Annotated in this window: 11 protein-coding genes; 3 read left to right on the top strand and 8 right to left on the bottom strand. The window is 37.9% G+C overall.

Going from position 1 to position 13,102, the window contains the following annotated elements; all coding sequences use genetic code 11:
• Nucleotide 1 precedes the first annotated feature (1 nt).
• From E0Y80_RS09300 to E0Y80_RS09280, 5 genes are all read right to left on the bottom strand, one after another.
• Complete coding sequence (locus E0Y80_RS09300; protein WP_156307401.1) at nt 2-1,081, bottom strand: metallophosphoesterase; 1,080 nt, start codon at nt 1,079-1,081, stop codon at nt 2-4.
• Nucleotides 1,081-1,950 carry an SdiA-regulated domain-containing protein gene (locus tag E0Y80_RS09295; protein ID WP_156307400.1) on the bottom strand — a complete coding sequence of 290 codons (870 nt, stop codon included), beginning with the start codon at nt 1,948-1,950 and terminating at the stop codon, nt 1,081-1,083. The genes E0Y80_RS09300 and E0Y80_RS09295 overlap by 1 nt, the downstream gene beginning before the upstream one ends.
• A gap of 2 nt (nt 1,951-1,952) precedes the next feature.
• Nucleotides 1,953-3,113 (bottom strand): Pycsar system effector family protein, encoded by a 1,161-nt coding sequence (locus tag E0Y80_RS09290; protein ID WP_156307399.1) that lies wholly within the window; start codon nt 3,111-3,113, stop codon nt 1,953-1,955.
• 218 nt (nt 3,114-3,331) lie between these two features.
• Nucleotides 3,332-4,789, bottom strand: coding sequence for a SusD/RagB family nutrient-binding outer membrane lipoprotein (locus tag E0Y80_RS09285; protein ID WP_156307398.1), 1,458 nt, complete (start codon nt 4,787-4,789; stop codon nt 3,332-3,334).
• 11 nt (nt 4,790-4,800) lie between these two features.
• Nucleotides 4,801-8,061: a SusC/RagA family TonB-linked outer membrane protein gene (locus E0Y80_RS09280; RefSeq protein WP_156307397.1), complete on the bottom strand. Its 3,261-nt coding sequence runs from the start codon at nt 8,059-8,061 to the stop codon at nt 4,801-4,803.
• 335 nt (nt 8,062-8,396) lie between these two features.
• Between E0Y80_RS09280 and E0Y80_RS09275 the strand changes: the two genes are divergently transcribed.
• Nucleotides 8,397-9,056: a DUF6766 family protein gene (locus tag E0Y80_RS09275; protein ID WP_156307396.1), complete on the top strand. Its 660-nt coding sequence runs from the start codon at nt 8,397-8,399 to the stop codon at nt 9,054-9,056.
• A gap of 95 nt (nt 9,057-9,151) precedes the next feature.
• Here E0Y80_RS09275 and E0Y80_RS09270 read toward each other — a convergent pair whose 3' ends face one another.
• Nucleotides 9,152-9,943 carry a 2OG-Fe(II) oxygenase gene (locus E0Y80_RS09270; RefSeq protein ID WP_231596005.1) on the bottom strand — a complete coding sequence of 264 codons (792 nt, stop codon included), beginning with the start codon at nt 9,941-9,943 and terminating at the stop codon, nt 9,152-9,154.
• Nucleotides 9,944-10,272: 329 nt separating this feature from the next.
• On the opposite strand from E0Y80_RS09270, the gene E0Y80_RS09265 reads away from it, so the two are divergent.
• The gene (locus E0Y80_RS09265) at nt 10,273-10,491 is read left to right on the top strand and encodes a hypothetical protein (protein WP_156307394.1); all 219 of its coding nucleotides are present in this window, start codon (nt 10,273-10,275) and stop codon (nt 10,489-10,491) included.
• 68 nt (nt 10,492-10,559) lie between these two features.
• Here E0Y80_RS09265 and E0Y80_RS09260 read toward each other — a convergent pair whose 3' ends face one another.
• Together E0Y80_RS09260 and E0Y80_RS09255 are read right to left on the bottom strand one after the other, a co-directional pair.
• Nucleotides 10,560-10,697 carry a hypothetical protein gene (locus E0Y80_RS09260; RefSeq protein WP_156307393.1) on the bottom strand — a complete coding sequence of 46 codons (138 nt, stop codon included), beginning with the start codon at nt 10,695-10,697 and terminating at the stop codon, nt 10,560-10,562.
• Nucleotides 10,698-11,051: 354 nt separating this feature from the next.
• Nucleotides 11,052-11,291 carry a hypothetical protein gene (locus tag E0Y80_RS09255; RefSeq protein WP_156307392.1) on the bottom strand — a complete coding sequence of 80 codons (240 nt, stop codon included), beginning with the start codon at nt 11,289-11,291 and terminating at the stop codon, nt 11,052-11,054.
• Nucleotides 11,292-11,414: 123 nt separating this feature from the next.
• Here E0Y80_RS09255 and E0Y80_RS09250 point away from each other — a divergent pair, with 123 nt between their 5' ends.
• Nucleotides 11,415-12,446 carry a nucleoside hydrolase gene (locus tag E0Y80_RS09250; RefSeq protein WP_197091537.1) on the top strand — a complete coding sequence of 344 codons (1,032 nt, stop codon included), beginning with the start codon at nt 11,415-11,417 and terminating at the stop codon, nt 12,444-12,446.
• Nucleotides 12,447-13,102 lie beyond the last annotated feature (656 nt).

The following is a 13,102-nucleotide window of genomic DNA, read 5'->3' as shown; positions in this document are numbered from 1 at the left end:
TTTATTGCTCAGCAGCAAAATCAACAATAGTCTCAAAGTCCTTTGTTAATTTGTTTTTTGGTTTGTCAATGTAAAATGTTACTCGGATGTCATCATTTTCCAATATGTCAACAACACAAAATCCTTGTTTGTTATAGCCATATTTTAAGGGCTTTCTTTGATGTATATCGGATTGCTTGGAACCAGATCCGCTTACGATCTGGCGGATATTATCATTTGAAATATATTGTAGACCATGGTCATGTCCTGAAATGAACAATACTCGAGGATGATCTTTTGTTATAGAGGTAACACTTTGAATCAAATCCGCATATAGTGGATGTTTTAAATCCTCTGGAGATCTAAAGACTTTGGATCGCAACAATGGATAAAGGGATCCCAATCCAGGCAAGGGAATGTATAATGAGGGACTGACATCAGTTAGCGGGAAAATATGATCCTTCCAATTATAAATTAAACTATGGTCACCATAGGAACTCATCGGATGATGGGAAACCAATAGAATGGTTTTATCCTTATTTTGGTCTATAAGGTTCTTTAAATCTGCAATAAACTGATTTTTTTCCTGATCTATATTCTGTTCATGATGGGGGAATAACCAATATTCACTATCATATACAATAGCCACCACATTCTTATTAATGCTTATTGTCTTTGGCCCCATGCTGCCTGCTGTCGGCAAGAACTGTAGGAAGGGATCCCGAAAATCATTAATATAGCGTTCTTGGGCTCTCAGTTTAGCAAGTCCGTTCTTTCCGGAATGATCCCAATCATGGTTCCCTGCCAAAAAATATACAGGTACACCTAAATTCCTAAATCCTTCAAATTGAGATTTTAGTATATCCTCTGTTCTACTCCGCTCTGGCTCCTCAAGCCCCATCCCTGAAGGATAAATATTATCACCAATAAAAAAGGCCTTCGTTTTTTGGGGTATTTGAAGATCATATGAACTTTCAATCAAAAAGCTCTGCTTGTTGTTCATTTCGCCGGCATCTCCAAAAATTATTAACCGTCGGTCAATTTCTTGAGAAAATGATAGCTGATAGACGAAGAAAGTAAGTATGAAAAAGATTCTCCTCATTATTTTTCAATGTTAACCTGATAGATAAATGCATTTTCAGTATTCCCTTTTTCACTGCTGATATACATTTGGCCTTTGGAGTCAAAAGCTATCCCTTCGGGCTGAGCAAACTGTTTCTTCTTGAATAGTGTTACTTCTTTGGGTGTAAATTGTTCATCCAATGAGATTAACATATTATCAACGGATGATAATAGATTCCATGTATTATCAGCATTTCCTTTGCTAATTGCTGACGGTTTTAAGGATTTTAAGTTTTTTGGAAGGAGTTGGTTAATCTCTTCCAATCTAATGCTGAATTGATTCTTTAAACTTAATTCACCTTGCTCAAGAATCTTAATCACATATCCCGTTAGCGTAGCGTTCCCTTTATCTGTTTGGCAGGATTTACACAGCACCACCAAGCTTTTATTTTCAGGGTCATATCCCATAGATTCATATTCCCCTTTCCCCAACTTGCCCTTAAATTCCGAAACCTTGGCTTGGTCTACATCCATGCTTACCGGAATGCTGAAAATATCTCCATTGCTTTTTAATACATAAAAATATTCACCATCATTGGTTATCTCTTCATAATCTCCATCTTCCCCAAATTCAAATTGTGAAGTTATAGTTCCTGATGAAAGATCATAGGTATAGATTAAGCCCGCCTCATCTTGAACCGCATATACTACTTGGTTACTATTGTTAAGAAAGGTGATTCCCGAAATTTCATTCAATGTTTTGGGCAAAACATAGGATTTACTCTTTATCAATGAGTTTGAAGATGCCTCAACATCCTGTAATTTTCCATTTTCCTGTTTGGAGGATTGGGATTGACAGGATGAGATGCTGGAAATGAATAAAAGATAGAGTATGAATTTTATTTTCATCGTTATTTGGATATTAGAACAGCAATGCAGAATGCAAGGACTGAGATGATTAAACCACACATAAAGATTCCGTAAGCTATGCGTAGGAGCTGGTATTTTCTTCCCAGGACCACTCCCTGTGAATAAACATCTTTTGTTAGCATGCCATATAGAAATTCTTTGTCATCCATGGCCTTATTCATTGCATTTTGATATTCATTGTATTTGGTTTTATAAAAATTCCCAAAAAACAATAGATTGACTGATTTATTCCTTACCTCCTCATCACTAAAATGACCTTTCGGTATTTTAGGAATAGTAGCAAGGATCGCAAGGACCATGGTGGATACAGAGGTCCCCATTAATAGCACGGTAGGAATGATTAAGTGTGGATTACTATCAAGTGCCTTCAATAAAACAGCAACAATGATCGAAAGTATAATTGAATTGACAGTTAGAAGTATATTGGCTTTGTTATCCGCCATATCGCTAAGCCGCTGACTATTTGAGGATGTAATCCGGAACATAGTTTCTATTCCACGTTCAGGTTTCTTCAGCTTATCGGCTTCATCCTCAAGTTTGTTTAAACTCTTTCTCTGTTTCTTTAGCAAGGATTCAAGATTATTAGCTTTCCCTTGATTTAATTTTTCTTGTGCATAATCCGTATGAAATGCATGCTGTTGCATAAGTTCAATAGTTCTCCTTCGCCAAGTGGACTTGTCTATTTTCACACCCTTAACATGCTCCGCCTCTTGTTGCATCAACTTATTTCTTTCCTCAAAATCTGATGTGCCGAGGTGAAAAAGATCTGCGTCACACAGTATACTTTCTAATAAGTTTCGTGGAGATTGAGGCATCTTGGTGGCTAATATGCAGGATTTAACTTTTTCAATGACCAACGCATGTACCTTTTCCTCTTTTAAGAATTGCTCAGCAATCTCCGCACTGCGAATCTCGTGATCTTTAGCACCACCTGATAAATAGCCCGTATCATGAAAATATGCCGCTGCAACCACAATGAATTTTTCTTCAGAATTCAGGGAATAATGGTCAGACATTTCTTGAGCCGCATCAACAACATCTTGGGTATGATGGCTGTTGTGGAAACAATAATCAGCTCGCTCTTCAGATACTAATTTTGTTAGGTAATCGAGAATTTTCGGAATCAGTAGGTCATAATCCATGGAATTCATTTTATAGCCAAACTATTTTTTTTCTCAAAATTACAGAGTTATTCCTTTATACATGCATAAGAACCAAAATATGACGCTATCTAGGCAAATTAATCGCTATAAAGGAAAAAAAAATTCCTTTTTGTTGCGCTGGAGTTGATTGATAGACCATTACTACCTAAAAAAGGCGAACCTATTGGATCGCCTTTCTTTATTATTTTTTGCTGGATTTATTTTTCCCACCAAACTTTCGTGTGGAAAGTATCTCCACCCATCTGCTTAACAGCTTTTTCGTAATTCTCCGGATTGAATCTCCTCACTTCATTTTTGTACATGAATCGAGTAGGCATTACCCCATCATGAAGCATGAATTCTGTCTTGGGTAATTTTGGAAATCCTGTCCTGCGATATTCAAACCATTGTTGATAATCAACCATAAACAATGCTAGGTATTTCTGTAGCATTATCTTCTCAAGTGTTCCATCAAAGGCAGCCGCTGGACTATCAAAATAATCCGCCTGAACAATACCTCCATACTGTTCTATCGATGCTTTAACGCCTTTTTCATAGGCAGACTTTGATTCTGATGTTAATCCTAATGCCAAATAGGTTTCAGCTTTAATAAATTCTACTTCCGAATAAGGCATGATTAACTCCTGAATGGGAGTTCCAACATTGCTGGGATACATTAAATCTCCATTTGGAGTACTTGGACTATATTTAATAGCTGATAGGTCCCCAGAATGACCTGCCGGTATTCCCTTAAATCCAATGGGTACAATCTTACCATCCACTAATTCGGTGGCTTGGGTCATGATAAATGGTCTCCTGGGATCCTCAAGAGAATTTAATTGATCTACAAAAAATGAGGCCATTGCCGTAAAGTTCACATAATCTTGACGTCTACCCCACGCATAATCATAGGGTGACAATCCATTTACCTTTAAAATAGCAGCCTCATCATTTGAGCTAAAGATTGGATATTTTGCAGGATCATCTAAAATTGCTTTAATCTTAGCATAAGCATTCGTCTTTTTTGATGTCCTTAAGATAAATCGCAATAGAATTGAATTATTGAATTTTTGCCATTTCTTTTTATCATTGTTGTAAAGAAGGTCATTCCCGTCCATTTCTGATGGATCTGAATACAGGGTATTGGCCTTTTCCAGGGCAGCAATCATATCTGTATAGATTTTCTCTTGCGTATCAAAGACAGGTTGGTCTACCCCTTGCTCGGCCTTCATGGCCTCAGATACTGGGACATCCCCAAAGCTATCCGTTAAAATTCCAACGATATAAGCTTTCAATGTAGTGGCGACTGCTTCATAGACAGGTAGTTTTGTATTTCCGTTGATGGCCGCGTCTTCCATCTCCCGGATGTTCCTTAAAAATCTATAACAATTGTTCCAGGTCCCATCGCCCGACTGTTCTGTAAAATAATACCTGTGAACCCCATTGGCAGCACTTGGGTTGGCAAGTCCATCCTGCATTATTTCCCAAGTAAAGTCATTGCTGCGGACGGTAAAGTAGGTCGCCATACCGTAAACAGTGGGAGTAACTAGCGTTCCTGGTGCTACACTTTCCAGTTTGTTCGGATTTGTGTTGATGTCTGTGAAGTCCTTGGTACAGCTGGCCATCCCTACAGTTAGGGCTGCGAATAAAGCAAAGTTTTTATAGTTGATTTTCATTGTTGTTCAGATTAAAAGTTAACTTTCAAGTTCATGCCAAAAGTCCTAGTGCTTGGCATTTGTCCCATTTCAACACCCGGCATGATGGTCGCACCATTTAATGCCGCAGTCTCTGGATCATACATCGGAAAATCTGTAATCATGAAGAGGTCACGGCCAAAAAATGCGATCGAAGCAGAATTCATTTTCCATCTTGAAACCAAAGTCTTTGGTAATGAATACTCGAACCTTACTTCCCGAAGTTTTAAATAGGAAGCATCAAAGCTGTTGGTTTCAACATTAGCTCTTCTGTAATAGTCACCATAATAGGTGTTAATTGCGACCTCTTTGCTGTTCTGACTAAATGATCCATCCTCGTTTTGAATGACACCATCACCTACGATCGTTCCTGTTTCGCGTCCTCTTAATGTATGCTCTAACTTACCTTGTTCGGTCATTTTATGGTGTGTCTGGGAATACACGATACCACCATATTGACCGTCGATAAGTGCACTTAATGAAAAATTCTTATATCTGAACTCATTGTGGAAACCACCGCGCCAATCAGCATAAGCGTTTCCTATTTTTACCTTATCCGTAGGACGGACCGGCAAGCCTGTACTTGCATCATAGATAACCTGTCCTTGATCATTCCTTACCAGCCCATATCCCCAAAGATCTCCCGTCGATCCGCCGACTGTTGCAATTATCTCTGCAGCACCAGAGCCGCTTGAGGCTATCACTTGCTGCGGTGTTTCTACGCCTTCGCTCAATTCTAAAATCCTGTTCTTATTCTTCGCCCAGTTAGCCGTAACATTCCATTGAAAGTTCTCATTGCGGACTGGTGTTCCTGTTAAACTGACTTCCCATCCCTTGTTTTCAATTAAGCCTCCATTGATTACCTCCGAACTGTAGCCTGTAGTTACATCTCGGGGAACAATTAGTATCTGATTCCTTGATCGATTGCTGTAATAGTTTACATCTGCAGTTAACCTATTGTTAAAGAATGCGACATTTACACCGGCTTCTACAGAATTTGAAATTTCAGGCTTTAGGTTAGCATTGTGCAGTAATGAAGGTGCTTCAGCCGATCCTGGAAAAATGGAGGAATTGAAGTATTTGATCGTTTGATAAGGGTCGGCATCATTTCCTACTTGAGCCCACGATAAACGAAGTTTGGCAAAGGATACCTGACTAGGCATTTCCATCATTTCACTTAAGACAAAACTACTGCTTACCGAAGGATAGAAATAAGATCTGCTGCTATTGGGAAGGGTAGATGACCAGTCATTCCTAGCGGTGACGTCCACAAAAACCATATCTCTCCATGCTAAATTGACCATTCCGAAAACACTCTGAATTTCCTTTTGAGTAGCATTGTTTTCAGCCAGGGCATTTGTTAAAGCATTGGATAGTTTATAGACGCCCGGAGAGGTCAAACCTCTGGCAACACCAACATCCTCTTTAATGTCCCGCTTCATAATATTTCCCCCTAACGATGCGCGTATGTTGAAATCTTCGCTGATCTGATCGTTATAGGAAAGCAATGCGTCGGTATTGGACTCCATATAGAACAAATCCTGCTGCTTATAATATCCTTTGGGAAAGTTTGCCGTATCCCAAGGTCGGCGCTGCTCTCTAATATCCGAACGCATGCTCAATCCCGAACGTAGCATAATTTCCCATTTTGGATTGAATGTGTATGTTCCTTGTAGCATTCCGTCAATGCCATGGCTTTTTAAACTATTGGTCATTTCATACGCAATAACAAAAGGATTTTCTATGTATGAACTGAACGGATGGATCTGCTCAATGTCCTCTCTATCTTTCTTCCACATGGGCCTATACCAATCCAAACTGATACTTGGATTTTGGAAGATCATAAAATATCCGATGGATTGATTATTATAGCCCGTACCTGGTAAATTGTCAGAATTCTTATTGGTATAATTCGCCTTCATGTTAATCTTTAACTTGTCGCTCAGTTTTGCCGAGCTGTTCAATGAAGCAACGAGCCTGTCAAATCCGGTATTGGGCATGATCCAACTATTCTTAGTGTGCGTTAAGGAAGCTCTTGTTGTAAAGCTGTCATTTCCTCCATCAAAGGATACACTGTTCATATAGGTGGAACCCGTTCCAAAAAAATCCTTAACCCCTCCTTTATAAGGTACCCAAGGGGTTCTTGAAGTTCCTCCGGTTTCCGTACTTGGATCGTATTGAAAATATTCTTGTCCATTAAATTTAGGCCCGAATGCACTTGAGGTAGATCCGGTATTTCTTCCATCTTCTGTAAGGCCATAGGAATAATATTGTTCACCAGCTGCATTCCTTTCCAGGTTACCTTGTCCATATTCATACTGAAATGCCGGCCACTTAAGGACAGATTGAAAACTTGTGTTCGAATTGACGGTGATTCCGATTCCGTTTTTATTGTTTCTGCCCGATTTTGTAGTAATGATTAAGGCCCCATTCCCGGCCCGACTTCCATAGAGTGCTGTAGCAGCAGCTCCCTTCAATACGGAAATGGATTCTATGTCGTCGGGGTTGATATCACCCAATCCATTTCCGAAATCTACGGGTATGTCCTTATCTGCACCGCTTGAACCTGCACCGTAGGCATCAGTTACCCCGGAGCTAAATTTTCCATTCACCATGGGGATACCGTCTACCACGATGAGGGCCTCATTCTTTCCTGGATCCAAGGAACGGTCTCCCCGTAGGTTGATCCTGGCTGTATTTAAAGGCCCCGAACTCGCCTGAGTGATATTTAATCCAGCAACCTTTCCCTTCATCGCATCCACCCAATTACTTGGGGTGGCTTCTGTCATTTGCTCTCCCGTTACCTTACTTACTGCATATCCCAAAGATTTCTCTTCTCTTTTGATTCCCAATGCTGTGACAACGACTTCCTGGATTGATTCATCTGTTGCACGAAGATAAATTTTAACGGATTTATTATCGCTATTCCACTGTTGGCTGTGTGTTTCATAACCTAAGCTTTGAAAACTAACCGCCTTTCCTGCGTCAACTTCTATAGAAAACTCACCTAGTGCGTTACTGCTTGAAATAGCTTTGCCGTCAACCAAGATGGTTACAGAACCTAATGCCGATTGGTTGCTCTGGTCATAAACAGTACCCGATACGGTTACCTTTTTTTGTTTCAGCCATTCAAGGTTATTATTTGAATGTGATGAATACGAAATGATAGGAGAGAATCCAAGGCCGATCAGGAGCAGCAAGGCACGTGAAGATCTTGCAGAGCTTCGATGAAAATGAGGGAATGTTTTTTTCATATTAAATTGGATGTTAGAATCTGAGGCCTTCAGTAGCGGACCTCATGTCGGTCAAAATTAATCAGGCAATGTTAAGACAGTGTTACCTGATGGTTAACAATTAATAAATAGTTTTTCAACAGAATTGTTTTAAGGTTGAGTATTATTCAAGAATAGCGCTTATTTGGTAAGTCGTTGATGGCTGTTTATTTTAATGTGAAAAATATGTTAATCAATAGTTGCTAAGTCTCATCCATTGCAATGGGTATAGAATATTCATTGCAATGTGCATCAGGAATGAACGAAATAGAGTTCTAAGTGTTAGATTGTGTGAACATCATAAGCTATGATCGATTATGAAAAAAAGTTTTTTTTACAGAAACGGCTTGTCCATTTTTTTCTTGGGCATTTTTATTTTGGCTCTGTGCGGCCAATCGTATTTTGGTTGGAAGGAATTTAACGAACAGATAAGAGAACTTGGGGCCAGGGAACAATCAATTACCGAGTATTTTTCTTCCGGCCATTTTCTTTCTTCGACATTCGAAAATTTTCAAAGTGAATTCCTTCAGATGTCCCTGTATGTAATTCTAACGATTTCTTTACGGCAGGCTGGCTCTGCAGAATCCAAAGATCTGGAAAAAAGGGAAGAAGTTGATAGGGAGCCGGATCCCAATAGAGAGGGAGCGCCTTTGCCGGTTAAAAAGGGAGGGTGGAGATTGTATGTTTACCAGAGGTCCTTATCTTTGGCTTTTGTAATCTTATTCCTATTGAGCTGGATCGCACACCTTTACGGAAGTTATAAAGAACTTAATTTCGAAAATTCATTAAAACAAGAACCAATGTTAGGTCTAATAGAATTTCTAAAAGAACCAAAGTTTTGGTTCGAGTCTTTTCAAAACTGGCAAAGCGAATTTATTTCTGTTGCATCCATAGTCATTTTGAGCATTTTCTTGAGGCAGAAAGGATCACCGGAATCAAAGCCAGTCGATGCTGCTGACTCTGAAACCGGCAAATAAGTTGGAGATGGGCCTGACCTCAAAATATATTTCAAGCCTTTGTATAATTGTGCTCACTTAAATTTTTGATAGAAGAAATTTTTATATTTCTTTCTTTAAAGTAGCTTTGCGACAAATTTGTTGTAGATCCTTTTGAGAATTGGCTTTTTTCGTTTTGATTCGTCAAAAGCCGTCCATGCTGATGAGTCCTCGGAAGAATCCTTTCGCTTGACGAAAATAGAATTGTGTCCCCCCTTAAAGGCAATTGCTTCCGCCTCTGGCCTTCCATATGAATAATAATATAAGGCAAGTGATTTTCTGCTCATATCTTCTGGACAATTTAAGGGGTTGGGAAGTCCATGATAGGAAATTGATGTTGTCGAAAACATCGCGATGGAGTTGAATGTAGGAGCAAACTTATTTACACATCCTGTCATCTCCTCGTCCCAAAGTTCGAAATGGCCGCCATATTCATCCTTCCAATCCTTATTTAGATAGATGATCATGTTTACCCTTCGGTCAAGCGCGTTTATTGGATGCTTGTTGAAATCTGCATGGACTTTCAACAATCCTCCGCGTTTACACTCATGTAGTCCCGCACCCGAGAAATATGGATCTCCAAAGAGCGTTTCATCGATACTGGTAATTTCATTTACGAATTTTAAGAAGGGTTCGGAATTCAGGAAATGCATCAGCTTCCTAGTCTCAGGGCCGAATAATTCCTCTCCATTTCCTGCCAGCTTCTTCTGTAAGGGATCGTTGTAAACAATATTATTCCCTTTTGAAAGGTCTGGAAATTCCTCCAGAACAGCTGTTAAGAAATCTGGATTGAAGAAATTGTCAAATGAGATGCTTGGAAAAGGTTGCGCATCTCTATACTTGGCCTTATGCTGTTTAGCATATTCCATGAGATCTTGATTTTGTGAATTAAGATATGGATTCATTGCAGTAAGTGTGAAAAGGGCAGATAGCCGGTTAAGTTAAAATTGTGTTTGATACATTAAAGTTCGATAAATAAACCTCTTGACAGTATGGGGTTTATCTACTAAACTTTCATTTGTAAATTTTAAGCCACAGTAGATTAGTCCTAATATTTTACCCTCATTTATTTTTTACCGACAAGTAGGAATTTCTTGGCTTTAAGTAGTTTTGTTTATCGTTCTTGCAGCCTGTTAAATCAAAACATTTGTTCCGGCAAACTGTTATTATTCAAATTATAAGTCATAAATTATTAGATATGGAAGGAAATTGTATTTTTAAATTGCGTCCGTCGGTATTATTGACGCTTTTATTTGTTTCTGTGCAAAGTTGGGCCCAGGACAAAGGATTGGATATCAATGTGGATATTGACAAAGGCGATGAAGGAATGTTTGCTAAACCATGGGTTTGGATTGTAGGCGGGGCTGTATTTATCCTGCTATTAGTCGCTTTATTAAGGGGTGGTGGTAAGAAGTAATTTAGGGTAATAGAAGGCCGTTCAAAAATAAAAATTGAACGGCTTTTTTATTTTGCAATATAAATATACTAAAAGGTACTGCTTATTTCCCAACCGTATGTTGATACTCTTGAACTATAATTAAGACCTGTTTGTTCAATTTCTAATTTTTTTAGATCAACCATTCCTTCCTTATAGTTCCCAATTAAGATTATTGAATTATTCATTTTTTTCAGCCACGTGGCTAACTCTCCTTTGGAAAAAGTTAGAAAACTTAAACTCAGGATAATGCTAATACTTAAGCTCTTTATTTTTTTAATCTTAAACATCGTTGAATCTCCTTTTTTTGGATATTCAAATGTTCTCTAAACTATTCAAGATTAAAAATAATGCAGTTGCTGATTTATATATATCAAGGAATTTCCTTAATTAAATTATATAATTTCAATAGTGAAGTTTAGGAAAATAGAGGTTGATTAGTTTAACTTTTTAATAGAAATAATGTGTATCCCGGCAAACGGGCATCCTCAATATTCGTGTAACTCTTGCCTGCTAAGGATATCATCCCCTGATTTTCAACCTTAAGGGCAACTAACATGTTTTTTTGGATTTACAATTGTTTCAGTTCGTACATTTCCAATGTAGGAAAATGTATTCTGTTGAACGATAAATTTATAGCTGTTACTGCTTGACCTCTTAAAGGCTCCCCATGTTTTAAGACTTTTAATAATCGTTTTTAATTGGGGGTCAACATCTTTTGAACAGCTCATTAAGAGCATACTAAACAGGAAGGTTATTGAATAAAAGAATGATTTTTTCATAGTGCTAATTTTAAGTTTAATTAGTGGTTAGCAATGATACGGGTCTAAATACATATTATGCGACAATAAAATGGATTTATGAAAATTTATTATATTCAATCAACTAAACCTAATTCAAAACATATGAAATACAATAATCGTTTATCAATCTCCAGAATCATAATGATTCTCATTATTTCATTTTTATCCAATCAAAGATTGATTGGAGCAGAAACAAGTTTTTCAGATAATAGAAGAATTAAGGTGATCTTTGACACCGACATGGGACCTGATTATGATGACATTGGAGCAATTGCATTATTGCATGCGTTTGCAGATCAGGGTAAAATAGAAATTTTGGCAACTTTAGCCAGTGACGCTCATAAAGATATTCCGGCAACCATAGAAGTCTACAACAGATATTTTGGGCGAGGAGAAATACCTGTCGGAAGAACGACGAATCCTACTGCTCCAGAATTTACTGCTGGAAATAATTGGAATGAAGCTATAATCAAACAATTTGCTCCAGAACTAGCCAATAAAGATTATCCTTTGGCTGTTGATATCTACCGTTGGGAATTGGCAAAGCAGCCCGATAATAGCGTCACTATTATTACCGTTGGATTTATGACTAATATCAGTGATCTATTAAAGTCCAAACCTGATCAATATTCAAAACTTAACGGAGTGCAGTTAGTAAATCAAAAAGTTAAAAATTGGGTTGCTATGGCCGCAGCTTTCCCGCAAGGAAAAGAATTTAATGTGCACCAAGATGCTGGGTCCGCAATCTATGCTTTTGAAAATTTCCCTAGACCAATCTTGTTTTCGGGATTCGAAATCGGTGATAAAATTAAAACGGGAGGGAAGGTTGCCGGGTTGAATAAAAGTGATAGCCCAGTTTCTATCGGTTATAAAATCAATCTAGAAACTTATGAAAAACAAAAAGTCGAATCAAGGAAATCTTGGGATCAAACTGCCGTATTAATTGCGGCCGAAAATTCTGAAAAATACTTCTATATCAGTGGACCTGGAAAAATTAGATTGGAAGATGACGGCTCAAATTATTGGGAGCCCATGGAAAAAGGGAATCATAGATTTATTATACATAAATATCCTTACCAAAAACTCGAAGAAGTTATCGATGAATTAATGCTCCATGAACCTCATAAAAAATAATAGGATGCCCATTTCCTTTAAAATTTACTGTGTTATAGGGATGGATCATGCTTGCGAGAAAGCATAGTTGGCCTGAGTATAGGATTTTCCAACACGTTGAATAGGCAATCGGGCGATAACCTTTCTGGGTCTTAGTAATGCTATACGAAACGTTTAAATTAGAAATAATTGCTTTAACGAGCGTTAGTGTGATAACTCATTAAATTAAGCTCTGTCACGTAAAATATAAGAAGATTTGTTGCATTGATTGCAAGCATATCTCTTTACGGGCAAGAAAAATAAAAATGATCTTACCCACCATGGTCTACGTACTCTTGAATAGAGGTAAGCTTCTCCACAATGAGGACATAAAGGATGGGATTGACACAAAGCCATACTTTTTAAACTGATAATTTTCATACAATAATTGTAAAAAATTTAAAGAATTAATTAATGCCATATACCTGGAAAAGAATGGTATGGTTTAGGGCTTATTATCTAGTTAAACGCCGAAACTGAGTAATTATTTTTTCTTTTTTCAGGCAGATCGATTACATGCAATAACATGTAAGGTTAAACTCGTTTTTGCCAAACGATTTAACGTGTTGAAATTTAGATGTTTGAAATTAAGTTCTTGTTAAGAAATTAGTAAAAATAAATTAATTGTTTTTGGTGCA

The sequence above is a fragment of the Sphingobacterium endophyticum genome (genome assembly GCF_009733535.1).
Classification (GTDB): domain Bacteria; phylum Bacteroidota; class Bacteroidia; order Sphingobacteriales; family Sphingobacteriaceae; genus Sphingobacterium; species Sphingobacterium endophyticum.
This window is presented reverse-complemented; position numbering and strand designations above follow the sequence as displayed.

Bases quoted from the DNA above. Each gene is read 5' to 3' on its own strand.
- E0Y80_RS09290 (WP_156307399.1), bottom strand. From the start codon at position 3,113: ATGGATTATGACCTACTGATTCCGAAAATTCTCGATTACCTAACAAAA.
- E0Y80_RS09280 (WP_156307397.1), bottom strand. From the start codon at position 8,061: ATGAAAAAAACATTCCCTCATTTTCATCGAAGCTCTGCAAGATCTTCA.
- E0Y80_RS09270 (WP_231596005.1), bottom strand. From the start codon at position 9,943: ATGGAATATGCTAAACAGCATAAGGCCAAGTATAGAGATGCGCAACCT.
- E0Y80_RS09300 (WP_156307401.1), bottom strand. From the start codon at position 1,081: ATGAGGAGAATCTTTTTCATACTTACTTTCTTCGTCTATCAGCTATCA.
- E0Y80_RS09250 (WP_197091537.1), top strand. From the start codon at position 11,415: ATGAAATACAATAATCGTTTATCAATCTCCAGAATCATAATGATTCTC.
- E0Y80_RS09295 (WP_156307400.1), bottom strand. From the start codon at position 1,950: ATGAAAATAAAATTCATACTCTATCTTTTATTCATTTCCAGCATCTCA.
- E0Y80_RS09285 (WP_156307398.1), bottom strand. From the start codon at position 4,789: ATGAAAATCAACTATAAAAACTTTGCTTTATTCGCAGCCCTAACTGTA.
- E0Y80_RS09255 (WP_156307392.1), bottom strand. From the start codon at position 11,291: ATGAAAAAATCATTCTTTTATTCAATAACCTTCCTGTTTAGTATGCTC.
- E0Y80_RS09265 (WP_156307394.1), top strand. From the start codon at position 10,273: ATGGAAGGAAATTGTATTTTTAAATTGCGTCCGTCGGTATTATTGACG.
- E0Y80_RS09260 (WP_156307393.1), bottom strand. From the start codon at position 10,697: ATGAATAATTCAATAATCTTAATTGGGAACTATAAGGAAGGAATGGTT.
- E0Y80_RS09275 (WP_156307396.1), top strand. From the start codon at position 8,397: ATGAAAAAAAGTTTTTTTTACAGAAACGGCTTGTCCATTTTTTTCTTG.